Annotated in this window: 23 protein-coding genes and 1 pseudogene; 15 read left to right on the forward strand and 9 right to left on the reverse strand. The window is 72.7% G+C overall.

From position 1 onward, the window contains the following. Nucleotides 1–4 precede the first annotated feature (4 nt). Entirely contained in the window at nt 5–310 is a 306-nt protein-coding gene (locus ACFPGP_RS15425) for a hypothetical protein (RefSeq protein ID WP_378591591.1), read from the forward strand. 16 nt (nt 311–326) lie between these two features. On the opposite strand, the gene ACFPGP_RS15430 is transcribed toward ACFPGP_RS15425, so the two are convergent. The 4 genes from ACFPGP_RS15430 to ACFPGP_RS15445 are packed head-to-tail and all read right to left on the reverse strand — an operon-like array spanning nt 327 to nt 4280. Further along, entirely contained in the window at nt 327–1466 is a 1140-nt protein-coding gene (locus tag ACFPGP_RS15430) for a sulfotransferase family protein (protein ID WP_378591593.1), read from the reverse strand. After that, nucleotides 1463–2263 (reverse strand): SDR family oxidoreductase, encoded by an 801-nt coding sequence (locus ACFPGP_RS15435; protein ID WP_378591594.1) that lies wholly within the window; start codon nt 2261–2263, stop codon nt 1463–1465. The genes ACFPGP_RS15430 and ACFPGP_RS15435 overlap by 4 nt, the downstream gene beginning before the upstream one ends. Continuing rightward, the gene (locus tag ACFPGP_RS15440; RefSeq protein WP_378591596.1) at nt 2260–3405 is read right to left on the reverse strand and encodes a hypothetical protein; all 1146 of its coding nucleotides are present in this window, start codon (nt 3403–3405) and stop codon (nt 2260–2262) included. Before ACFPGP_RS15440 ends, ACFPGP_RS15435 begins: the two co-directional genes overlap by 4 nt. After that, a complete protein-coding gene (locus ACFPGP_RS15445) occupies nt 3402–4280 on the reverse strand; it encodes a TIGR03619 family F420-dependent LLM class oxidoreductase (protein ID WP_378591597.1) in 879 nt (292 codons plus the stop codon). Before ACFPGP_RS15445 ends, ACFPGP_RS15440 begins: the two co-directional genes overlap by 4 nt. 46 nt (nt 4281–4326) lie before the next feature. On the opposite strand from ACFPGP_RS15445, the gene ACFPGP_RS15450 reads away from it, so the two are divergent. The 3 genes from ACFPGP_RS15450 to ACFPGP_RS15460 all read left to right on the forward strand — a co-directional run bounded on the left by ACFPGP_RS15450 (nt 4327) and on the right by ACFPGP_RS15460 (nt 5915). Then, nucleotides 4327–4749: a nuclear transport factor 2 family protein gene (locus ACFPGP_RS15450; protein ID WP_378591599.1), complete on the forward strand. Its 423-nt coding sequence runs from the start codon at nt 4327–4329 to the stop codon at nt 4747–4749. After that, nucleotides 4749–5240 carry a nitroreductase/quinone reductase family protein gene (locus tag ACFPGP_RS15455; protein ID WP_378591601.1) on the forward strand — a complete coding sequence of 164 codons (492 nt, stop codon included), beginning with the start codon at nt 4749–4751 and terminating at the stop codon, nt 5238–5240. The genes ACFPGP_RS15450 and ACFPGP_RS15455 overlap by 1 nt, the downstream gene beginning before the upstream one ends. A 90-nt stretch (nt 5241–5330) precedes the next feature. Next, nucleotides 5331–5915: a hypothetical protein gene (locus ACFPGP_RS15460; protein ID WP_378591602.1), complete on the forward strand. Its 585-nt coding sequence runs from the start codon at nt 5331–5333 to the stop codon at nt 5913–5915. On the opposite strand, the gene ACFPGP_RS15465 is transcribed toward ACFPGP_RS15460, so the two are convergent. After that, a complete protein-coding gene (locus tag ACFPGP_RS15465) occupies nt 5902–7125 on the reverse strand; it encodes an MFS transporter (protein WP_378591604.1) in 1224 nt (407 codons plus the stop codon). The genes ACFPGP_RS15460 and ACFPGP_RS15465 overlap by 14 nt on opposite strands. A gap of 66 nt (nt 7126–7191) precedes the next feature. Between ACFPGP_RS15465 and ACFPGP_RS15470 the strand changes: the two genes are divergently transcribed. Next, entirely contained in the window at nt 7192–8403 is a 1212-nt protein-coding gene (locus ACFPGP_RS15470; protein WP_378591605.1) for a cysteine desulfurase-like protein, read from the forward strand. A 75-nt stretch (nt 8404–8478) separates the two neighbouring features. Here the strand turns inward: ACFPGP_RS15470 and ACFPGP_RS15475 are convergent, their stop codons facing one another. Together ACFPGP_RS15475 and ACFPGP_RS15480 are read right to left on the reverse strand one after the other, a co-directional pair. Continuing rightward, on the reverse strand, nt 8479–9480 hold the full coding sequence (locus ACFPGP_RS15475; protein WP_378591607.1) for a DUF1015 family protein: 1002 nt from the start codon (nt 9478–9480) through the stop codon (nt 8479–8481). A gap of 65 nt (nt 9481–9545) precedes the next feature. Continuing rightward, on the reverse strand, nt 9546–10775 hold the full coding sequence (locus tag ACFPGP_RS15480) for an NAD(P)-dependent oxidoreductase (protein WP_378591608.1): 1230 nt from the start codon (nt 10773–10775) through the stop codon (nt 9546–9548). Nucleotides 10776–10939: 164 nt separating this feature from the next. On the opposite strand from ACFPGP_RS15480, the gene ACFPGP_RS15485 reads away from it, so the two are divergent. Further along, on the forward strand, nt 10940–11569 hold the full coding sequence (locus ACFPGP_RS15485) for a flavin reductase family protein (RefSeq protein ID WP_378591610.1): 630 nt from the start codon (nt 10940–10942) through the stop codon (nt 11567–11569). On the opposite strand, the pseudogene zwf reads toward ACFPGP_RS15485, so the two are convergent. Further along, nucleotides 11570–13000, reverse strand: a pseudogene (zwf, locus tag ACFPGP_RS15490) (glucose-6-phosphate dehydrogenase); the annotation flags it as partial. A gap of 30 nt (nt 13001–13030) precedes the next feature. After that, nucleotides 13031–13873, reverse strand: a complete 843-nt coding sequence (locus ACFPGP_RS15495; protein WP_378591613.1) for an aldo/keto reductase — start codon at nt 13871–13873, stop codon at nt 13031–13033. Between the two features lie 69 nt (nt 13874–13942). Between ACFPGP_RS15495 and ACFPGP_RS15500 the strand changes: the two genes are divergently transcribed. The 9 genes from ACFPGP_RS15500 (at nt 13943) to ACFPGP_RS15540 (ending at nt 22000) form a co-directional block, all read left to right on the forward strand. After that, on the forward strand, nt 13943–14377 hold the full coding sequence (locus tag ACFPGP_RS15500; RefSeq protein WP_378591615.1) for an NUDIX hydrolase: 435 nt from the start codon (nt 13943–13945) through the stop codon (nt 14375–14377). A 2-nt stretch (nt 14378–14379) separates the two neighbouring features. Further along, on the forward strand, nt 14380–15132 hold the full coding sequence (locus tag ACFPGP_RS15505; protein ID WP_378591616.1) for a nucleotidyltransferase domain-containing protein: 753 nt from the start codon (nt 14380–14382) through the stop codon (nt 15130–15132). A gap of 9 nt (nt 15133–15141) precedes the next feature. Then, nucleotides 15142–15546 (forward strand): GNAT family N-acetyltransferase, encoded by a 405-nt coding sequence (locus tag ACFPGP_RS15510; protein WP_378591618.1) that lies wholly within the window; start codon nt 15142–15144, stop codon nt 15544–15546. Nucleotides 15547–15607: 61 nt separating this feature from the next. Beyond that, nucleotides 15608–17473, forward strand: coding sequence for an alkyl/aryl-sulfatase (locus ACFPGP_RS15515; RefSeq protein WP_378591619.1), 1866 nt, complete (start codon nt 15608–15610; stop codon nt 17471–17473). A 51-nt stretch (nt 17474–17524) separates the two neighbouring features. After that, nucleotides 17525–17713, forward strand: coding sequence for a hypothetical protein (locus ACFPGP_RS15520; protein ID WP_378591621.1), 189 nt, complete (start codon nt 17525–17527; stop codon nt 17711–17713). Nucleotides 17714–17871: 158 nt separating this feature from the next. Beyond that, entirely contained in the window at nt 17872–19731 is a 1860-nt protein-coding gene (dnaK, locus tag ACFPGP_RS15525; RefSeq protein ID WP_378591622.1) for a molecular chaperone DnaK, read from the forward strand. Further along, complete coding sequence (gene grpE / locus ACFPGP_RS15530; RefSeq protein ID WP_378591624.1) at nt 19728–20309, forward strand: nucleotide exchange factor GrpE; 582 nt, start codon at nt 19728–19730, stop codon at nt 20307–20309. Before dnaK ends, grpE begins: the two co-directional genes overlap by 4 nt. Before the next feature lie 45 nt (nt 20310–20354). Then, a complete protein-coding gene (gene dnaJ, locus ACFPGP_RS15535; protein WP_378591626.1) occupies nt 20355–21557 on the forward strand; it encodes a molecular chaperone DnaJ in 1203 nt (400 codons plus the stop codon). Continuing rightward, entirely contained in the window at nt 21557–22000 is a 444-nt protein-coding gene (locus ACFPGP_RS15540; protein WP_378591627.1) for a heat shock protein transcriptional repressor HspR, read from the forward strand. The genes dnaJ and ACFPGP_RS15540 overlap by 1 nt, the downstream gene beginning before the upstream one ends. Nucleotides 22001–22039 lie beyond the last annotated feature (39 nt).

Consider the following 22039-nt stretch of genomic DNA (forward strand, 5'->3'; position numbering starts at 1 on the left):
CGCCATGGCGGTGATCGTGGAGTTCGAGGTGCCCGAGGCCACCCTCGAGCAGGCCTACGCGGTCGAGGCTCTGACCCGGGCCCGCGGCGAGGCCGCGGGACGCCCCCCGTACGTCGGCTGCATGTTCTTCGCCACGATGCCCACCGAGACCGGCTTCCGGTGCACGTCGGCGTGGCGGACCGAGTCGGACTTCCGTGCCGTGATGGAGACGATGCTCGGGCCCGACCTCTCCTCGGTCGGTCGCGCGGCGGTGGGCATCACGGTCTCACCCGTGGTCAGCATGGCGATCCCGGGCGCGCACGGACCGTGACCACCCCCGGCGCAGCTCAGGCGAAGGCCGCGCGCACCTCGTCCTCGGTCAGCCCGTAGTCGTCGAGGGAGTAGCGGTGCGAGGGGCGCTTGCCGCCCCGGCGCGACTCGGCGTCGATCTCGCCGATGGCGGCTGCTGCGGCCGGCGTCCAGTCGAGCCCGAACGACGCGTAGATGCGGCGGGTCGTGCCGACCGGGTCGGTGACGAACGCGTCGTACTCGACGTCGACGAACTGCGCCGGGTCGTACGACGGGCGGGCGGCGACGAACCGCTGCCACGAGCGGGCCAGCATGTCGAGCTGCGTGCGGCCGACGGTCTCGCCGACGAAGGTGGTCGAGGTGCCGGCGGTGGCCTCGGCCGAGAGCGAGCACGCCGACGCGACCGAGGTGACCGGGTCGCGGTGGGTGCACACGACCAGCGCGTCGGGGTAGACGGTCATCAGGGCGTCGAGCGCGTAGAGGTGCGAGGGGTTCTTCAGCACCCAGCGCTTGTCGGCGTCGTGGAGCCCGATCAGCTGGAGGTTCTCGCGGTGCCGCTGGTAGGCGTCGGTCCAGTCCTGGCCGGCCAGCCACGCGGAGTAGCGGGGCACGTTCGCCAGCGACTCGTAGCTGATCGACTTGCCGGTCTGCCGCAGCAGCCGCCAGCACTCCTCGACCGAGGTGGCGTCCATGTAGTGGATCCCCATGAACTCGGGGAACTCGACGTGGTGCTCGCTGAAGGCGGCCTGCATCGCGGAGAAGACCGGGTCGCTCTCCCAGGCCTCGCGCGGCGGGCGCGGCTGCGGGAACTCCGTGAGCCACAGCTCGAGCCCCTGGTGCGCCGGGTCGGCGTGCAGCAGCCGGTGCAGCGCGGTGGTGCCGGTCCGCGGCAGCCCGACCACGAAGATCGGTCGCTCGACCGGCACGTCGACGTGCTCCGGGTGCTCGGCGAAGCGCAGCTGCGTGAGCAGCCGCCCGACCAGCGCGCTCTTCACCTCGCGCCGGTGGAAGCCGTTGCCCAGCGGCGTCAGACCGGCCTCGGGCGAGGCGAGGTCGTCGACCAGGAGCCGCAGCCCCTCCTCGTGGGCGGTGCCGCCGAAGTCGTCGAGCCCGGTCGTCCGTACGGCGGCCGCGGCGATGTCGTCGTACGACCCGAGGTCGTCGCGGGGGCGTGTCATCGGGCGTGGAACTCCCCGCAGTCGACGTTGAGCACCTGCCCGGTCACCGCGGAGGCCAGGTCGCTGGCGAGGAACAGCGTCGCCCGCGCCACCTCGTCGGGCGTGGCCAGCCGCTTGAGGTCGGTCGGGGCAGCCTTCTCGCGGTAGATGTCCTCGTGGGTGACGCCCTTCTCCGAGGCCAGCCAGTCGAAGTAGGCCTTGTTCACGTCCTCGTAGATGTACGACGGCGCCACGCTGTTGACGCGGATCCCGCGCGGCCCGAGCTCGGTCGCGAGCGAGGAGGCGAGGTGGGCGAGCGCGCCCTTGGAGAGCTTGTAGCCGGCGTACTCCGGCTGCGAGCTGTAGAGCACGCAGGAGTTGAGCATGATCACCGAGCCGCCGGGCCTCCCGGGCGTCGCGGCGAGCGCGTCGGCGAACAGCGCGGTCAGCCGCAGCGGCGCGAACACGTTGGTCTCGTTGGCGGTGCGCAGTCCCTCGAGGTCGAGGGTCGTGAGCGGGTCCATCGGCGGGATGCCGAAGGCGTTGTTGAGCAGGCAGTCGACCCGCCCGAACTCCTCGAGCGACCGCTCCAGGAGGCGCACCCGGGCGTCCTCGTCGGTGATGTCGGTCGGGACGACGAGCGCACGCCGCCCGTGCGACCGCACGACCTCGGCCATCTTCTCCAGCCGACGCTCGGTGCGGGAGACGAGCACGAGGTCCGCGCCCATCCTCGCGGCCTCCTCGCCGAGCGCGCGCCCGAGCCCGGGCCCGACCCCGGAGAGCACGACCACCTTGTCCTGCAGCAGCGGAACGGTCACGAGATCATCCTTCTGGCCACGCCGACCTGGCGGGCTTCGATGCGGTCCGCGCGGGCGGACGGGGTGAGCTGGTTGTCGGCGTGGAACGGCAGGCGGGCGGGCAGGTCGTCCACGGGCACGACCTCGACGCGCGGCCCGTCGGCCTCACCCAGGTCGCGCGAGACGCGCTGCCAGCGCAGCATCATCACGCCCTGCGGGTGGCCGCAGGTCTCGAGCCAGTTGGCCACGCCCGGGTCGCGCTCGCTGACGATGTAGCGCAGGAAGCCGTCGGGATCGGCGACCGACTGTGCCCGCGTGAGCGACGTCTGGTGGTGCTCGTAGTCCGTCGAGACGTACCACCGGCTGCCGATCTGGATGGCCTGGTACGGCGCCGCGTCGCACACCGGCACGGTCACGACCAGCGCCTCGTCGTCGCCGAGCGAGTAGTGCCCGATCGAGGAGAACTGCGACGCCAGGCCGCCGGGCGTCGAGGCGGGCACCGTCAGGGTGTTGACCGGTTCCTTGTAGGTGAACCACTCGGGGAAGGCGAACCAGGTCCGGATCCGGCCCGTCAGCATCTTCGCCGCGACGCCGAACCGCTTCTCGACCCGCTCCGGAGTCACCGCCGGGCGGGGTCGCCCGGCGGTGTCGAGCCGCTGGATCCGCAGGGTGCCACGCTCCTCGGCGTTCCAGTCGTCGTACACCTCGCGGACGATGAGCGTGCTGCCCTTGCGCAGCCCCAGCTCCGGGCCGAAGCGCCACTCGAACGTGCCGTCCACTGCGACGTCGAGCTCCCGGTCGTCGAAGGCCGCCAGGGTGTTCGGCGCCCCGGCGTCGGAGTAGGTGCCGTCCATGATCTGGAAGGAGAGGTCCACGGTGGTGCCCCGCCTGCCGGACACGAGGTACGACGCCCCCTCGGTGAGGTAGGCGTTGAAGTAGACGGCGTCGGGGTTGTCGAGGCCCTGGCGGGCGTACTGGTGCGTCGGGTTGATCAGCACCGGGTGCTCGAGGTCGTAGTCGAAGGCCATCTGCAGCGCGGACCGGATCGACCCGGCGAGGTAGTCGAGGCCCTCGGCGAGGTCCTGGTCCGAGATCTCGAAGGGCGGGTTGCGGATCATCTCCTCCGCCTCCGCCACCGCCTTCTGGAAGGCCTCGGTGGTCACGCGGAGACCTTGCTGATCACGCTCTCGGCGTAGCGCTCGAGGTGCTCGACCTTCTTCTCCAGCGGCTCGGTGTCGGGGCCGACGATGTAGGGCACGCGGAAGCCGACGATGCAGTCGGTGACCCCCTTGTCGGCGAGCCGCTGCACGCCGTCGGGGTCGTAGGCGTCGTAGGAGATGACGTGCACCTCGAAGTCGTCGCGGTCGTCGCCCTCGGCCTGGCGGATCTCGGCGAGCCGCGCGAGGAGCCGGTCGAGCTCCTCGCCGTCACCGCCGGCGTGCATCCAGCCGTCGCCCTTGAGCACCGCGCGCCGCAGCGCCGCGTCGCTGTGACCGCCCACGAGCAGGGGGATCGGCTCGGTCGGGGCCGGGCACTGCTTGAGCGGCTCGAAGGAGTAGAACTCCCCGTCGTACCCGAAGAAGTCGCCGGACGTCAGCCCGCGCAGGATGTCCATGCACTCGTCCATCCGCTTGCCGCGGCGCTGCCACGGGACGCCGAGCGCCGCGAAGTCCTCGGGCCACGGCGACAGCCCGACGCCGAGCCCGAGCCGGTTGCCGCTGAGGTAGGCGATCGAGGACGCCTGCTTGGCCACGAGCACCGGCGGGCGCACCGGCAGCTTGAGCACGAACGGCGTGAACCGCAGCGTCCGCGTCACCGCGGCGAGGTGCGCGGTGAGCACCATCGTCTCGATGAACTCCTTGTCCTCGAGGAACTCCCGGTCACCGGTGTCGGTGTAGGGGTACTTCGAGTCGGACTCCTGCGGGTAGATGAGGCTGTCGGCCACGGTCATGCTCGTGTAGCCGGCCGCCTCGGCGGCCTGGGCGAGCGGCGCGTAGTAGGTCGCGCGCGTCATCGCCTCGGCGTAGGTGAACCTCATGGCGGACAGACTAGAACGTGTTTCAGTTCTGTGGAAGAGTGCGCCCGTGGACCTCCAGCAGATCTCCGACCGCCTCGAGATCGAGGACGTGCTCATCCGCTACACCCGCGCCATCGACACCGGCGACTGGGACCGGCTCGACACCGTCTTCACCCCGGACGCCGCGATCGACTACACGCAGTCCGGCGGCGTCGAGGGCACCTTCCCCGAGGTCAAGGCCTGGCTGGCCGAGATGCTCCCGCTCTTCCCGCGGCGCATGCACCTGCTCGGCCAGGTCGAGATCGCGTGGGAGGGGGACGACGCCGCGCGCGTCGCGGCGTACTTCGACAACCCGATGGTGATGGCGACCCCCGACGGCGAGCTGATCGTGGAGATCGGCGGCGTCTACCACCACGACCTGGTGCGCACCCCCGACGGCTGGCGGAGCCGGCGTCTCGTCGAGGAGCTGGTCTGGAAGCGGGGCCTGTGATGGCGCAGCGCGTGAAGGTCAAGGAGCGGCCGCAGGGCCTCGACTCCCCGCTGGTGCCGAAGGTGATGAAGCACGCCGCGAGGGCCCACGTGTGGGCCTACCGCCGCACCGGGGGTCGCATCGGCGGCCGGTGGCGGATCGGCTCGGCGCTGTTCGACCCGGTGCCGACCCTGCTCCTCGACCACGTGGGCCGCACGTCGGGCCGGCTCTACACCACCCCGCTGCTCTACCTGCTCGACGGCCCCGACGTCGTGGTCGTCGCCTCGCAGGGCGGGCTGCCGCACGACCCGCAGTGGTACCGCAACCTGCAGGCCCACCCCGACACGCGGGTGCAGATCCGCTCGGAGGTGCGCGAGGTCCACGCCCGGACCGCCTCGCCCGAGGAGCGGGCCCGGTTGTGGCCCCTGCTGGTCGACCTCTACGCCGACTTCGCCAACTACGCGCGCTGGACCGACCGCGAGATCCCGGTCGTGGTCCTGTCGCCGCGATAGACGCACGCCGAGCCGGATTGGGGATCCCGGCGGCCGTCGTGAACAATGGCGGCATTCCGGCATGTCACCGACCGAGGGGGTGCACCGCCCGTGCCCGACCGCGAGCAGCTCACGGGTGAGGACCACCCCATCGCCGCCGGCCTGATCGCGCTCGTCGGCGTCGGCCTGGTGGTCGGCCTGATCGCGGGTCTCACGGTGCTCGGCGCCACCCGGGTGCTCGGCCTCGACGGCGACGCCGCCACGGCGGAGAACACGGCCGACGGGACCCTCTACATCCCCAAGTTCCACAAGACCACGGCCGAGAGCGGACCGCTGCTGACCCTGGCCCAGGAGCCGACCCCGACTGACGGCGAGACCGTCGAGCCGTCGGAGGAGGAGACCACCAAGGACAAGAAGCCGGAGTCCAAGATCTCGCTCTCCGCCTCGCAGACCGCGGTGGCGCCGATGGAGCAGATCGACCTCACCGGCACCTACCCCGGCGGCGAGGGCGCGATCCTGCGCGTGGAGCGCTTCACCGGCGGGCAGTGGGTCGACTTCGCCCAGATCACCGCGAACGTCAGCAACCAGACCTTCTCGACCTACATCCAGACCGGTCAGACGGGCGTGAACAAGTTCCGCGTCGTCGACACCGACACCGACCTGGCCTCGAACGCCGTCCGCGTCACCGTCGGCTGAGGGACCGGGCGCGGGCGACGTCGAGGCGGTGGGTCCACAGGCCGACCCACGCCGAGCCGAACAGGCCGAGCACGCCGACCACCACGCTCGCGACCGCGAGCGGCGCTGCGGCGGCCAGGGCTCCCACCAGCAGCGGACCGCTGGTCCCGCCGACGTCCCCGCACAGCCGCCAGCCGCCGAGGTACTGGGCGCGGCCCACGCTCGGCGCGGTGTCGGCGCCGAGCGTCATCACGATCCCTGCCCCCAGGCCGTTGCCGATCGCGATCAGCGCCATCACGCCGGCGACGCCGACGGCGGAGGAGGTCAGTGGCAGCACCAGGCAGCCGACCGCCACCGCGAGCACCACCGGTACGGCGACGAGCGCCCGTCCGTGGTGGTCCATCAGCCAGCCGCCGGGGTAGAAGAAGACGATCTCGATGGCGGCCGCCAGACCGAAGATCAGCGAGGTCGTGCTCGCCGAGAGGCCCACGTGGTGGGCCCAGAGCGGCAGCAGGCCGACGCGGACCGACCGTGACCCGCTGATCACCACGACGGCGGTGCCGAGCGTGAGGAGCGTACGCCGGTGCCGGCCCAGCACCGACCACACCGACGCGTGCCCGGCGCGGCCCTGCTCGAGGCGGGACTCCGAGGAGAGGTCGGGCATCGCCAGGGCGAGGAGGGCCGAGGCGACCGAGCACCCGGCGGCCAGCACGAAGACCGCCGGCAGCCCGCTGAGGTGGATCAGCCCCGCACCGACGATCGGCCCCACGAACACCCCGACCCGGGCGCTGCCGCCGAGGGTCGACAGGGCGCGGGCCCGGTAGGCGGGCGGCACCGCGTCGATGATGAAGGCCTGCCGGGCGATCAGGAAGACAGCCCACGCCGCGCCGGCCGTCGCGGTCGCCAGCGCGAGGCCGACCACCGAGTCGGTCGCCGCCGACGCGACCAGGGCCGTGGCCTCGACCAGTCCGGCGACGAAGAGCGCCCGCCGCTCGCCCACCCGCGCCACGGCGGCGCCCGCGGGCAGCGACGCGAGCAGGGTGCCGACGCCCAGCACCGCGACCACCAGCGCCGCCGTGCTGGCGTCCGCGCCGAGGTCGACGGCCCGGATCGCGAGGACCGGCAGCACCGCGCCCTGACCGATGCAGTTGACCACCGTGGGGCCGTAGGCGGGCAGCGCGATGTCGCGCAGCCGGAAGCCGGTCTCCGTCGCGTCCGTCCCCCGAGTCACCCGCTCATCCTCCCGCGGCGCGCCGACACGGTTGAATCCGGCCGGTCCGGGCGACAGGATCGGCCGATGACCTACGACGTCGCCGCCCTGCGCAGCCACTTCCCGTCGCTGCGCTCGGGCATCGCCCACTTCGACGGCCCCGGCGGCACCCAGACGCCGCGCGAGGTCGGGCAGGCGATGGCCGCCACGCTCACCGGCCCGCTGTCCAACCTCGGCGGGGCGGCCGTGGCCTCGGAGCGGGCGGCGGAGGAGGCGATCGCGGCCTTCCGCTCGGCGTACGCCGACCTGCTCGGCGTCCCGCCGACCGGCGTCGTGCACGGCCGCAGCGCCACCCAGCTCACCTACGACTTCTCCCGGGCCCTGGCCAAGACCTGGCGGGCCGGTGACGAGGTGGTCGTGAGCCGGCTCGACCACGACTGCAACGTGCGGCCCTGGGTGCAGGCGGCCGAGGCGCACGGCCTCGCGGTGCGCTGGATCGACTTCGACCCCGCGACCTCCGAGGCGCTGTGGGAGAGCGTCGAGGCAGCGATCACCCCCCGCACCCGGCTCGTCGCGGTCACCGGCGCCTCGAACCTGCTCGGCACCAAGCCGCCGGTCCGCCGCATCGCCGACGCGGCCCACGCCGTCGGTGCGCTCGTGTGGGTCGACGGCGTCCACTACGCGGCTCACGAGCTGGTCGACCTCGAGGCGCTGGGCGCTGACCTGTTCGTGTGCTCGCCGTACAAGTTCCTCGGCCCGCACTGCGGCGTGCTCGGCGCCTCGCCCGAGCTGCTCGAGACCCTCCATCCCGACAAGCTCCTGCCGTCCACCGAGGTGGTGCCCGAGCGGTTCGAGCTCGGGACGCTGCCCTACGAGGCGCTCGCCGGCGCCGCGGCGGCCGTGGACTTCCTCGCCGGCATCGCGGGGTCAGCGGGCGGCGACCGCCGCGAGCGGCTGCGGGCCGGGCTGCACGCCGTCGACGAGCACGAGCAGCGGCTGCGGCGCCGCATCGAGGACGGGCTGGCCGCACTCGGCGACCGGGTGGTGCTGCACTCGCGCGCCGCGGACCGCACGCCCACGCTGCTGCTCACGATGCCCGGGCGCAAGACCTGGGACGCCTACGCGTTCCTCGCCGCCCGCGACGTGCTCGCCCCGGCCGGCAGCTTCTACGCCTACGAGCCCTTCCGCCGCCTCGGCCTCGACGACGAGAACGGCCTGCGGCTCGGCCTCGCGCCCTATGTCGACGACGACGACGTGGACCGGGTCCTCGACGGTATCGGCGCGTTCCTGCAGTCATGAGCGAGCACGACGACGGCTGAGGCGACTCGGGAACGCCGCGGCATCGGACGCCCCCCGGACGACGTCGTGGCTCGCTCAGCGCCGCAGGAAGATGCCGGCGGCGGGCTTCGGCTCGAAGTACGTCGCCTTCGGCGGGGTGACCTCGCCGGCGTCGGAGATCTCGAACAGCGCCTCCGGCGGCGGGGGCGCCAGCGTGAAGAGCGCTCCCCGGTCGATGTCGCACCGCGTGACCAGGACGTCCAGCGGCTCGGCGGCGGGGACCGTGTCGACGGTGCGGATCCGGCCGGGCGGTGCCGGCGGGAGCCGGTCGAGCACGACCGACTGGAGGATCGACACGTCGAGGCCGGCGACGCCGGGCGGGCGGTCGGCCGGGAGGTCGACGTCGTACCAGCGCGACCCGACGTAGAGGTTCATCGAGCCGACCGGCAGCGACGACGGCCCCGACGCCAGGCGCACGGCCAACCGGCCGTCGAGCAGCCCGAGCAGCTGCTCGGGCTCGATCGGGCCCGAGATCCGGCGGTGGAACGCCGACAGGCTGAGCCCGTCGATGGGGTGCACCAGGCAGAGCAGCCCGGCCGACGGCGGCTCACCCGCGCGACGCCACTCCTCGAGCGCCGCGGCGGTGCGGTGGTGTCCGTCGGCGATGTAGAGCTCGGTCCCGCCGAGCTCGTCGGCCAGGGCCGCTGTCCACGAGTCGGGGACGCGCCACACCGTCTGCCAGTAGCCGCCCGGACCGTCGAAGTCCACGACCGGCTCGCCGGTCTGGGTCTCGGCGACGGCCTGCGCGTACACCGGGCCCGCGCGGTGCAGGAGCATCACGAGGGCGGGAGCGGCCTTGCTGCGGGCGTGGTGCCACAGCAGCGCCTCGAGCCGCATCGGATCCACGGCCTCGTGGGCGCGCACCCGTCCCGCGGCGATCGCGTGGACGGCGACGTCGCAGACGACCCCCGTGTAGGCCTCGCCGTCCGCCCGCGTCTGGCGGTACACGTAGAGCGCGGGTGGAGCCGCGTCGTAGTGCTGGAGGTCGGGCGCGACGCCGTAGAGGTCGACTCCGGAGTCGTCCTGCGACTCGGTCATCGCGGTGACGGTGCGCCGGGCTGAGGCCTGACGGACGACGTGCGCGGGGAACGGTCGGACGTCGCTCACGGGGACGTCCCGGCGCCGTCGTCCATCGTCACCACCGCGACGCCCAGCACGTGCGGCGTCCTGGCGAGCGAGTCGAGCAGCTCCGCCGAGACGTCTCCCTCGACGTCGATGGACGCGACGGCCGCCTCGCCGCCGCGGAAGACGCGGTTGGTCATGTGCTGCACGTTGAGCCCGGCGTTGCTGAGCCGGTCGAGCACCCGGGCGAGCACGCCCACCCGGTCGAGGTGACGGACCTTGATCGCGTGCGAGCCGAGGCGGTCGGGGTCGAGGTTGACGCAGTGCCGCGCCTCGCCCGCGGTGAACGCGTCGACGATCTCGGTGACGCCCCGAGCGATGGCCATCTGGGCCTGGGTGGTGGACGCACCGATGTGGTGGGTCGCGACGACCGCCGGGTGCTGGGCGAGCGGGGAGCTCCACTCCGCACGGCCCGAGCCGGGCTCGTCCTCGAACACGTCGAGCCCCGCCCGCACCCGGCCCTCGTCGAGGGCTGCCAGCAGGGCGTCCTCGTCGACGACGTCGCCGCGCGAGGTGTTCAGGAGGATCGCGCCCCGGCGCATCCGTGCCAGGAAGGCCTCGTCGACCAGGTGCTTCGTGCCCGCGTTGGAGGGCACGTGCAGCGAGACGATGTCGGAGGTGGCCGCGAGCTCCTCGAGCGAGTCGCACATCGTGATGCCGAGCTCCTCGGCCCGGGCGAGGGAGGCCGCCGAGCGTCCCTCGCGGGCGACCGACTGGAGCCGGATGCCGAACGCCGCGGCCCGCTCCGCGACCAGGAAGCCGATCGAGCCGAGCCCGACGATGCCCAGGGTGGAGCCGAGCAGGCCCTCGGCCTTGCCGTACGTCGTCTTGTCCCAGCGGCCCTCGCGGAGGTCGGCGACGTTGTCGGGGATCCGCCGGTCGACCGCGAGCAGCAGGCCCAGGGTCAGCTCGGCGACCGCGGCCGCGTTGCGTCCGGGCACGTTGCTGACGAGGACCGCCCGCTCGGCGGCGGCGTCGGTGTCGATCGTGTTGGTTCCAGCCCCGGCCCGCACCACCAGCGCCAGCCGGTCCGCGGCCTCGAAGACCGGTCGCGGCACCTTGGTGCTGCGCACCACGAGCACGTCGAACCCGCCGATCCGCCCGGGCAGGTCGTCCGCCTTGAGGCCGGGCTCGGACACGCACTCGTGCCCGTGGTCCTCGAGGTCCTGGACCGTCTGCTCGGGCAGCTTGTCCGCGAGGAGAATGCGCACGTCACGACCTCCGGAGCGTCTGTTACCGCCGGGACCGGCGGGTCGGTGGCGTCACGCTAACGTCTCGCCCCGGCGCGCGCCATGGCCGGAGCTCGGCGCGGGGCCGGCGCTGCCGTGTCCGATTCCCGCCAGAACCGGCGCCGTCCGGCGACGAGGATCGGGTCATGCACCGCGTCGTACCGCTCAAGGTCCACTACTACGGCACCCCCGTCGTCATCGTCTCCTCCACCAACCCCGACGGCTCCACCAACCTGGCGCCGATGTCCTCGGCCTGGTGGCTGGGGCAGAACGCCGTGCTCGGCCTGGGTGCCGCCTCGCGCACGACGCAGAACCTCCTGCGCACCGGCGAGGCTGTGCTCAACCTCGCCCCCGCCGACCTGGTCGACCACGTCGACCGGCTGGCGCTGACGACCGGCACGCCGGTGGTCCCGCCGCACAAGCGCGAGACCGGCTACCGCTACGAGCCGCGCAAGTTCGAGGTCGCCGGCCTGACGCCGCAGGCCTCCGACCTCGTCGCGCCCGACCGGGTGCTCGAGTGCCCGATCCAGCTCGAGTGCCGGGTCGCAGGCAGCTTCCGGATCGAGGACGACTCGGCAGACGCGCACGCGATCCACGTGCAAGTGGTGCGCGCCCACGTCGCAGACGCGGTCCTGCTGCCGGGCACCCACCACGTCGACCCGCAGGCCTGGGACCCGCTGATCATGAAGTTCTGCGACTTCTTCGGCGACGGGCAGCCGCTGGTGCCGTCGCGGCTGGCCGCCGGGTGGCAGATGCCGGGCCGGCTGGCCGGTTAGTCAGGAGCCGACCGAGTTCGGGTCGCGCCAGCCGCGTTCGAAGGGCAGCCGCCAGGCGTACGGCGCGATCAGCTGGTGGACCTGGTTGGGTCCCCAGGTGCCGACGCCGTACGGGCGGACGACGGGCGTGTTCTCCAGCAGCGGCGTGGAGACCTCCCAGAGGCGCTCGATACCCTGGGCGGAGGTGAAGAGCGTGCGGTCGCCGCGCGCGGCGTCGTAGATCAGGCGCTCGTAGGCCTCGAGGACCGCGCCGGCCCAGCCGGTGTCGTGCATCGCGAACTGCATCGACAGCTTGTCGAGCCGCATCCCCGGGCCCGGGCGCTTGCCGTAGAAGGAGAGCGACATCTTGGCCTGGTCGGCGAGGTCGAAGGTGAGGTGGTCGGGGCCGTGGTCGCCGACTCCGGAGCCCTCGGGGAACATCGAGCGCGGCGGCTCCTTGAACGCGATCGAGATGATCCGCGCGCCCTCGGGCATCTTCTTGCCGGTGCGCAGGTAGAACGGCACGCCGGCCCACCGCCAGTTGTCGATGAAGCAGCGCAGCGCGACGAACGTCTCGGTCTCGGAGTCGTCGGCGACGCCCTCCTCGTCGCGGTACCCGACGTACTGGCCGCGCACGACGTCGTGCGGCTCGATCGGCTTCAGCGAGCGGAAGACCTTGAACTTCTCCTCGCTGATCGCGAACGGCTCGAGCGCGGTCGGCGGCTCCATCGCGGTGAACGCCAGCACCTGGAACAGGTGGGTGACGACCATGTCGCGGTAGGCGCCGGTCGCCTCGTAGAACGACGCCCGCTGCTCGAGGCCGAGCGACTCCGGCACGTCGATCTGCACGTGGTCGATGTGGTTGCGGTGCCAGATGGGCTCGAAGAGGCCGTTGGCGAAGCGGAAGGCCAGGATGTTCTGGGCCGCCTCCTTGCCGAGGAAGTGGTCGATCCGGAAGATCTGCGACTCGTCGAAGACCTCGTGCAGCTGCCGGTTGAGCTCCTGTGCCGAGGCGAGGTCGGTGCCGAACGGCTTCTCCATCACGATCCGGCTGTGCTCGACGAGCTGGCAGTCGTGCAGCAGTCGGACGACGGCCAGCGCGGCCTTCGGCGGCACGCTCAGGTAATGCAGCCGGGAGACCGGGCCGTCCCAGCCGGCCTCCTGCTCGGCCTCCTCGACCGCGGCCCGCAGGGCCGGCGCCCCGCCCGAGCCCGGTGCCCAGTGCAGGCGCTTGGCGAACTCGGGCCAGGCCTCGAGGTCGGTCTCAGTGCCGTGCTCCTCGACCGACGAGCGTGCCAGGTCGACGAAGGAGTCGCGGGTGTGGTCGTCGAGGGAGGTCCCGACGACCCGCACCTCCTGGAGCAGCCCGGTCTCGAAGAGGTGCAGCAGTCCCGGGAGCAGCTTGCGCCGGGCGAGGTCACCCGTCGCGCCGAAGAGGACGACGGTCGTGGGCGTGGTCGGCATGCGACCAGCCTGCCACCGTCAGGGGATCCAGTCGAAGGTGTCGGGGTCGGGGCCGGTGCGGCCCGCGTCGCCCTGGTCGAGCCCGGAGATCGCCGCCATGTCGTCGTCGGTCAGCTCGAAGTCGAAGAGCGCGAAGTTCTCGCGCATCCGCCCGGGGCTCACGGTCTTGGGGAAGACGATGTCGCCACGCTGCACGTGCCAGCGCAGCGTGACCTGGGCCGGCGTCCGGTCGAGGCGTCCGGCGATCGTGGTGATCACCGGCTCGTCGTTCACCCGGCCGCGGGCGATCGGCGCCCACGCCTCGGTGAGGATCCCGTGCTCGCGGTCGGCTGCGCGCACCTCCTCGTTTCCGAACCACGGGTGGCACTCGACCTGGTTGACCACCGGCGCCTCGCCGGTCGCCTCGATGATCCGCGCGAGGTGCGCCGGCTGGAAGTTCGAGACGCCGACCGACGTCGTCAGTCCCTCGTCGCGCAGGTCGAGCAGGGCCTGCCAGGTGGAGGCGAAGTCGCCGTCGTAGCGCGTCGGGAGCGGCCAGTGGATGAGGAACAGGTCGACCCTGTCGAGCCGCAGCCGGTCGAGCGAGACCGCGAGCTCGCGGCGCGCGTCGTCGGGCCGGTGGAAGCCGTTGTTGAGCTTGGTGGTCACGTAGACCTCGTCGCGCGGCAGGCCCGCCTGCGCGAGCGCCTCGCCGACGCCCTCCTCGTTGCGGTACATCTGCGCGGTGTCGATGTGCCGGTAGCCGACCTCGAGGGCGTCGGTGACCACGCGGGCGGTCTCCTCCGGCGGGACCTGGAAGACGCCCAGACCGAGCTGGGGGATCGTCGTGCCGTCGTGGAGCTGCAGCTGCGGGACAGTCATGGCTCCGACCCAACCACCCGGGTCAAACCCGGAGGACACCGAGGGTCGGCCCGGGGGAGACTGCGCGGCGTGGACTACACCGACTACGACACGCGCCTCGCGGCGTACGCCGTGATCCTCGACGGGCCGAGCATCCTCCTGGCGCTGTGGAACGAGGCGGCCGAGCCCGAGTGGACGATGCCGGGCGGCGGCGTGGAGCTGCACGAGAGCGTCGAGGAGGCCGCGGTCCGTGAGGTCCGCGAAGAGAGCGGGTACGACGTGCGGCTCGGCCGCCTGCTCGGCGTCGACTCCTTCCTCATCCCCGGCCACCGCCGCCACAACGGGAGCGGCCGGGTGCTCAAGTCGGTCCGCGTCGTCTTCGAGGCCGAGGTCGTCGGCGGCGAGCTGACCCGCGAGGTCGGCGGGACCACCGACGAGGCGCGCTGGATCCCGCTCGAGGAGGTCCGGTCGCTGCGGCGGGTCTCGCTCGTCGACCGGTCGCTGCGCATGGCCGGCCTGGTGTGAGCGTGCCCGAGCGGGCGCGTGCCGCCCTCGCGGAGGTGCTCGCCCGCGAGGACCCCGCGGTGATCGGCGTCGTGCTGACCGGCTCCGCCGCGCGGGGCATGGCCACCGACCGCTCCGACGTCGACGTGCTCGTCGTGCTCGCGGACGGTGTGCCCGTGCCGCCGACACGGCGCAGCACCGCGATCGACGAGATCCCGACCGGGATCGCGGAGCTCGAGAGGGTGCCGCCGTTCGGCACCGAGGACTGGTGGTTCCGGTGGCAGCACGCGTGGGTCGACGTGCTGCGCGACACCCCGGACGGCCGGGTCACCGCGGCCTGCCACCGCCAGGCGACGCTCGACGACGCGGAGCAGCGCGCCCTGCTGGTCGAGGGCGACCGGCTCGACGGCTGGGTGAACTTCGCCTACCGCGCCCTCAAGTCCGACCGCGACGGCCGCCCGCTGGAGCGCCGCCTGGACGCCGCCGAGTCGGTGGCCTGGCTGCTCGACGTGGTCTTCGCGCTCGGCGGCCGGGTGCGGCCCTACAACAAGTACCTCGCCTGGGAGCTGCGCGAGCACCCGCTCGCCGTACCGGAGTGGAGCGCGGAGCGGCTGCTGCCCCAGCTCGAGGCGGTCCTGGACGGCGACCCCGAGCCGTTGCGCGCGGCGTACGCCGTGGTCGACCGCGAGTGCCGTGCGTGGGACGTGGCCCACGCCACGACGGTCCTCGGCGACCTGCTGGACGGGTGGGGCGACGAGGGGGCCGTCTTCGGCTAGAACGGGGGCATGCCCACCGTGGACGTCCGGCCCTACGACCCGGCCGACGCGCCGGCCGTCGCCCGGCTGTCCGTGCGCGTCCAGTGGCCCTCGCTGTCCGACCCGGCCGTCGTCGACGCCGTGTGCACCGCTCCCGGCGCGGTGGCCTACGTCGCGCAGGCCGGCGGCGAGGTCGTCGGCTGGGCGCAGGCGATGGGCGACGGCGTGCTGCAGAGCCACCTCGGCTTCCTCGCCGTGCACCCCGACCACCGCCGGCGGGGGATCGGCCGCCTGCTCGTCGTGGCCACCTTCCAGGCGACCCGCACCCTGCGCATGGACCTCGTCTCCGACGCCGCCGCAGCGCCCTTCTACGCGACCTTCGCGCACCGCAGCCTGACCGGCTTCCGGATCTACCCCGGGGCCGACCCCGACTGAGCGGCCGGGATCCTCCGCCGTGGGGGACGACGTCCCTACCACTGGTGTGTGTCGTGGCGGCATGACCGCCGACACCAACGCCTTCCCGTTCCACGACACCCGGGACTTCGAGGACGCCGCCCGCGGCTTCATCGGCCGGCTCGAGCCCGGCGTGGTCAGGGCCGCCGACGGGCGGGTGGTGTGGGACAACGACTCCTACGCCTTCCTGTCCGGCGAGGCGCCCGGCACGGTCCACCCGAGCCTGTGGCGGCAGTCGCAGCTCGTGGCCCAGCAGGGCCTCTACGAGGTGGTCGAGGGGATCTACCAGGTCCGTGGCCTCGACCTCTCCAACGTCACCTTCGTCGAGGGGGAGCGCGGCGTCGTGGTGATCGACCCGCTGATCTCCGTCGAGACGGCCGCCGCCGCGCTGGCGCTCTACCGCGAGTACCGGGGCCACCGTCCGGTGACCGGCGTGGTCTACACCCACTCGCACGCCGACCACTTCGGCGGCGTCAAGGGCGTCACGACGCAGGAGGCCGTCGACGCGGGCGAGGTCGTCGTGCTGGCGCCGGCCGGGTTCCTGGAGCACGCCGTCTCCGAGAACGTGTACGCCGGCGTCGCGATGACCCGGCGTGCCGGCTACATGTACGGCGCGGCGCTGGCGCGCGGGGCCCGGGGCCAGGTCGGCGCCGGCCTCGGGCAGACCACCTCGACCGGCACGGTCACGCTGATCGCGCCCACCCTCGACATCACCACGACCGGCCAGGAGGAGACCGTCGACGGGGTGCGGATGGTCTTCCAGATGGCGCCCGGCACCGAGGCGCCGTCGGAGATGCACTTCTGGTTCCCGGACCACCGAGCCTTCTGCCTGGCCGAGAACGCCACCCACACCCTGCACAACCTGGTCACCCTCCGCGGCGCGCAGGTCCGCGACCCGCACGCGTGGGCCGGCTACCTCACCGAGGCGATCGACCTGTTCGCGCGTGACTCCGACGTCCTCTTCGCCTCCCACCACTGGCCGACGTGGGGCACCGACCGGGTCGTCGAGCTGCTCTCGCTGCAGCGCGACCTCTACGCCTACCTCCACGACCAGACCGTGCGGCTGATGAACCGCGGGCTGGTCGGCGCCGAGATCGCCGAGGTGCTCCGGATGCCGCCCGCCCTCGAGGCGGCGTGGCACACGCACGGCTACTACGGGTCGGTCAGCCACAACGTGAAGGCCGTCTACCAGCGCTACCTCGGCTGGTACGACGGCAACCCGGCCCGGCTGTGGGCGCACCCGCCGGTCGAGGCGGGGCGTCGCTACGTCGCGTTCATGGGTGGCGCCGACCGCGTCGTCGAGCAGGCCCGCGCGTCGTACGACGAGGGCGACTGGCGGTGGGTCGCCGAGGTGCTCAGCCACGTGGTCTTCGCCGAGCCTGACCACGCCGGGGCCCGGACCCTGCTGGCGGACACCTTCGAGCAGCTGGGGTTCGGGTCCGAGAACGGCACCTGGCGCAACGTCTACCTCTCCGGGGCGACCGAGCTCCGCGAGGGCGGCTTCGGGACGCCGGTGAGCACCGACGCCTCCGACTTCGTCGCGGCGCTGACGCCGGAGATGCTCTTCGACTCGCTGGCGGTGCGGGTCGACGGGCCGCGGGCGTGGGACGAGCGGCTCTCGGTCGACATCGTGCTGGCCGACGCGGGCGTGACCTACCGGCTGGCCCTGGCCAACGGCGTCCTCACCCACACCGCGGCGACCCAGCCCGACCCGGCCGACCTCCGCATCACCGGCGGCCGCGCCGCGCTCGGCGCGCTGGCGCTCGCGGCCACGGGCGAGGCGGACCTCGACCCCGCCGGGCTCGCGGCAGCGGGCGTCGAGGTGGACGGCGACCTCGGCGTGCTCGGCCGCCTGCTCGCGGTGCTCGACCCCGGCGACCCCGACTTCGCGATCGTCACGCCCGACTGACCGCGCGCGTCGTCGCGCCACCGGCCGCCTGCCGCGGGCAGACTGGCGCGGGTGGATGCCTTGGACGCCCTGGACGACATGGACTGCGACAACTGCGGTGCCCGGATGCGGTGGGAGACCTCCCACTCGCGGTGCGACCGCTGCGGCTACATCCGCCCCTGCTGCGAGGGCGCCCCGGTGACCGCCGGCTGCGTCGTGCCGCGCACCGACGCGCGGCCCGGTGCGGCGGCCACGGGCTGACCCGCGCCGCTGCGGCCGCAAGATTCCTCTCCCGAGCGGGAACAACCCCGGCTCCGCCCTGCGTTGAACCGAGTGATAAGACTTGAGTGCATCCGGCTCAACTGTCATCCGGCAGGTCGGCGAGCCGCAGCAACCAGCAACGAGAGAGGTACCCCACCATGGCACGAGCCGTCGGCATCGACCTCGGCACCACCAACTCGGTCGTCTCGGTCCTCGAGGGTGGCGAGCCCACCGTCATCGCGAACGCCGAGGGCGCCCGCACCACCCCGTCCGTCGTCGCCTTCGCCAAGTCCGGCGAGGTCCTCGTCGGCGAGGTCGCCAAGCGTCAGGCGGTCACCAACGTCGACCGCACCATCCGCTCCGTCAAGCGCCACATGGGCACGGACTGGACGGTCAAGATCGACGACAAGTCGTTCACCCCCCAGCAGATCAGCGCCTTCGTGCTGCAGAAGCTCAAGCGCGACGCGGAGGCCTACCTCGGCGAGACCGTCACCGACGCGGTGATCACGGTCCCGGCGTACTTCTCCGACTCCCAGCGCCAGGCCACCAAGGAGGCGGGCGAGATCGCCGGCCTCAACGTGAGCCGCATCGTCAACGAGCCGACCGCGGCCGCGCTGGCCTACGGCCTCGACAAGGGCGACGACCAGACGATCCTCGTCTTCGACCTCGGCGGCGGCACCTTCGACGTGTCCCTGCTCGAGATCGGTGAGGGCGTGGTCGAGGTCAAGGCGACCTCGGGCGACAACCACCTCGGCGGCGACGACTGGGACAGCCGCGTCGTGGAGTGGATGGTCAAGAAGTTCAAGGACAACAACGGCGTCGACCTCGGGGCCGACAAGATCGCCAAGCAGCGCCTCCAGGAGGCCGCGGAGAAGGCGAAGATCGAGCTGTCCTCGAGCTCCGAGACCACGATCCACCTGCCCTACATCACCCACGGCGAGTCCGGCCCGCTCCACTTCGAGGAGAAGCTGACCCGCAGCGAGTTCCAGAAGATGACGGCCGACCTGCTCGACCGCACCCGCGAGCCCTTCAAGTCGGTGCTCAAGGACGGCGGCGTCGCGATCAAGGACATCGACCACGTCGTGCTCGTCGGTGGCTCCACCCGCATGCCCGCGGTGACCGAGCTGGTCAAGGAGCTGCTCGGTGGCAAGGAGCCCAACAAGGGCGTCAACCCGGACGAGGTCGTCGCCGTGGGCGCCGCGCTGCAGGCCGGCGTGCTCAAGGGCGAGGTCAAGGACGTCCTCCTGCTCGACGTGACCCCGCTGTCGCTGGGCATCGAGACCAAGGGCGGCGTGATGACCAACCTGATCGAGCGCAACACCACGATCCCGACCAAACGCTCGGAGATCTTCACGACCGCGGACGACAACCAGCCCTCGGTGGAGATCAAGGTCGCCCAGGGCGAGCGCCAGATGTGGGCGCAGAACCAGCCGCTCGGCAACTTCGAGCTGACCGGCCTCCCGCCGGCCCCGCGCGGCGTGCCGAAGATCGAGGTCACCTTCGACATCGACGCCAACGGCATCGTGCACGTGACCGCCAAGGACCAGGCCTCCGGCAAGGAGCAGTCGATGACGATCTCCGGCGGCTCGGCGCTCGGCAAGGACGAGATCGACCGCATGGTCCGCGAGGCGGAGCAGTACGCCGAGGAGGACGCCAAGCGGCGCGAGTCCGTCGAGACCCGCAACCAGGGTGACCAGCTCGTCTACACGACCGAGAAGTTCCTCGCCGACAACGGCGAGAAGATCCCGGACGACGTGAAGACCGAGGTCCAGGCCGACGTCGACGCGCTGAAGGCGACGCTCGAGAACGCCGAGGCGAGCTCGGAGGAGATCCAGGCCGGCATCACCAAGCTCGGTGAGTCCAGCCAGAAGATGGGCGCCGCGATGTACGCCGCGGCGGAGGCCGAGCAGGCTGCCGCGGGCGGCTCCGACGGCTCGACGGGCGAGTCCGACGACGACGTCGTGGAGGCCGAGATCGTCGACGAGCCCACCGAGGGCGAGGCCGGGGAGTCCAAGTGACCCAGCCTGAGCAGGAGGCCGCCTCCTTCGGTGAGGCCGCCGGCGAGGCGCCCGCCGAGACCGACGTCGAGTCGCCGGTCGAGTCGCCGGTCGAGGAGGCGCTCGCGGACGAGGCCACGGTCGCGGGTGAGGTCGAGGACGACCTCACCCGCGCCCGGCGCGACCTCGACGAGCTGACCGGCGACCTCCAGCGGTTGCAGGCCGAGTACCTCAACTACAAGCGCCGGGTCGACCGCGACCGCGAGCTGGTGCGCGAGAACGCGACGTACGCCGCGCTCGCGCCGATCGTCGACGTGCTCGACACGATCGACCGGGCGCGCGAGCACGGCGACCTCGACCCCGGCTTCGCGGCCGTGGCCGACCAGCTCGAGCGCGTCGTCGCCGGGCTGGGGCTGACCAAGTTCGGCGCGGTCGGCGACGCGTTCGACCCGACGGTGCACGAGGCCCTGTCCCACATCGGGCAGGACCCCGACGTCACCGTGACCACCTGCAAGGTGGTCGCCAAGGCCGGCTACCGGATCGGCGACCGCGTCGTCCGGGCGGCGCAGGTCCTCGTCGTCGACCCGGTCGACGACTGATCACCACGTGAGCACGACACGGAGCGCGGGAAGGGAGGTGCGCGGATGAGCACGGACGGCATGCGGGCCGACTGGGCCGGCAAGGACTTCTACGCCGTCCTGGGCGTCTCCAAGGACGCCACGGCCGACGAGATCAAGAAGGCCTACCGCAAGCTCGCGCGCGCCAACCACCCCGACTCCCACCCCGACGACACCGCCAAGCACGAGAAGTTCAAGCTGGTCGCCGAGGCCTACGACGTCGTGGGCGACGCCGAGAAGCGCAAGAAGTACGACGAGATGCGTCAGCTCTACGGCTCCGGCGGGTTCGCCGGCGGCTTCCCGGGCGGCTTCGGCGCCGGCGGCCAGGCCGGGGGCACGACGTTCAACCTCGACGACCTGCTCCGCGACCGCTCCGGCGGAGGCGGTGGCGGCGGCGGTGGCGGCGGGTTCGGCGACATGTTCGGGGACCTCTTCGGCGGGCACCGCCGCACGCAGCAGCAGCGCCGGCCCACCCGCGGGGCGGACGTCGAGTCGTCGGCCACGATCGGGTTCACCGACGCCATGGACGGCGTCACCATCTCGCTGCGGCTGACCGCCGACTCGGCCTGCGCCGAGTGCGGCGGCAGCGGCGGCAAGCCCGGCACCAAGCCGCGGATCTGCCCCGAGTGCGACGGCGCCGGCTTCGTGGTCGCCTCGGTCGGTGGTGCCTTCTCGATGAACGAGACGTGCCCCGCCTGTGCCGGCCGGCAGCTCATCTACGACGAGGCCTGCCCGACCTGCCACGGCTCCGGCCGCGGCCTGTCGGCGCGCACGATCCAGGCGCGGATCCCCGCAGGCGTCAAGGACGGCCAGCGGATCCGGCTGCGCGGCAAGGGCGCACCCGGTGAGAACGGCGGCCCTCCCGGCGACCTCTACGTCGTGGTCAAGGTGACCCCGCACCGGCTCTTCGGCCGCAAGGGCGACAACCTCACCCTCGACGTGCCGATCTCCTTCGACGAGGCGGCGCTCGGCGCCGAGGTGAAGATCCCGACGCTCGGCGGCGCCCCGGTGACCCTCAAGGTCCCGCCCGGCACCCCCAACGGCCGCACCTTCCGCGTGCGCGGCAAGGGCGCGCAGAAGGCCGACGGCACCCGTGGCGACCTGCTCGCCACCGTGCAGGTGCAGGTGCCGGCGGTGCTCGACGCCTCCGCCCGCGAGGCGGTCGAGGCCTTCCGCGCCGCCACGGCCGACAAGCCGCTGCGGGCCGGACTGTTCGAGGCGGGCTCGTGATGGGCGACGGCATGGTGCCCGGGCCGCTGCCGCCGGATGCGGCCGTGTACGTGATCAGCGTGGCCGCCGAGCTGACCGGCCTGCACCCCCAGACGCTGCGCACCTACGAGCGGCTCGGCCTGATCACCCCCGGCCGCGCGGCGGGTGGCGGCCGCCGCTACTCCCACCGCGACATCGAGCGGCTGCGCTCGATCGCCGAGCTCACCTCGGCCGGCATCGGCATCGAGGGGGTCCGGCGCCTGCTCGACCTCGAGCACCGACTCGACGCGCTGCGCGCGCGCAACGAGGAGCTGCAGGCCGAGCTCGAGGCGACCCGCGCGGCGCTGCGCCGCGCACTCGCCGTACGCCGCGACGAGGCGGACGGGCGCGGCAGCCGGCTGCCGGTCCCGTGGCAGCCCTCCCCGGGGCAGTCGCTCGTCGTCTGGCGCCGCGGACACCAGTAACCGGCCGCCACGACCCACGTGTCAGCCCGGGGGGAGCGG

The sequence above is a fragment of the Nocardioides taihuensis genome, assembly GCF_042657275.1.
GTDB classification, from domain to species: Bacteria; Actinomycetota; Actinomycetes; order Propionibacteriales; family Nocardioidaceae; genus Nocardioides; species Nocardioides taihuensis.

Excerpts from the sequence above, each read along its gene's own strand:
- ACFPGP_RS15425 (WP_378591591.1), top strand. The coding sequence starts at position 5 with ATGGCGGTGATCGTGGAGTTCGAGGTGCCCGAGGCCACCCTCGAGCAG.
- ACFPGP_RS15430 (WP_378591593.1), bottom strand. The coding sequence starts at position 1,466 with ATGACACGCCCCCGCGACGACCTCGGGTCGTACGACGACATCGCCGCG.
- ACFPGP_RS15445 (WP_378591597.1), bottom strand. The coding sequence starts at position 4,280 with ATGAGGTTCACCTACGCCGAGGCGATGACGCGCGCGACCTACTACGCG.
- ACFPGP_RS15455 (WP_378591601.1), top strand. The coding sequence starts at position 4,749 with ATGGCGCAGCGCGTGAAGGTCAAGGAGCGGCCGCAGGGCCTCGACTCC.
- ACFPGP_RS15470 (WP_378591605.1), top strand. The coding sequence starts at position 7,192 with ATGACCTACGACGTCGCCGCCCTGCGCAGCCACTTCCCGTCGCTGCGC.
- ACFPGP_RS15475 (WP_378591607.1), bottom strand. The coding sequence starts at position 9,480 with ATGACCGAGTCGCAGGACGACTCCGGAGTCGACCTCTACGGCGTCGCG.
- ACFPGP_RS15485 (WP_378591610.1), top strand. The coding sequence starts at position 10,940 with ATGCACCGCGTCGTACCGCTCAAGGTCCACTACTACGGCACCCCCGTC.
- ACFPGP_RS15495 (WP_378591613.1), bottom strand. The coding sequence starts at position 13,873 with ATGACTGTCCCGCAGCTGCAGCTCCACGACGGCACGACGATCCCCCAG.
- ACFPGP_RS15510 (WP_378591618.1), top strand. The coding sequence starts at position 15,142 with ATGCCCACCGTGGACGTCCGGCCCTACGACCCGGCCGACGCGCCGGCC.
- ACFPGP_RS15515 (WP_378591619.1), top strand. The coding sequence starts at position 15,608 with ATGACCGCCGACACCAACGCCTTCCCGTTCCACGACACCCGGGACTTC.
- dnaK (WP_378591622.1), top strand. The coding sequence starts at position 17,872 with ATGGCACGAGCCGTCGGCATCGACCTCGGCACCACCAACTCGGTCGTC.
- dnaJ (WP_378591626.1), top strand. The coding sequence starts at position 20,355 with ATGAGCACGGACGGCATGCGGGCCGACTGGGCCGGCAAGGACTTCTAC.
- ACFPGP_RS15540 (WP_378591627.1), top strand. The coding sequence starts at position 21,557 with ATGGGCGACGGCATGGTGCCCGGGCCGCTGCCGCCGGATGCGGCCGTG.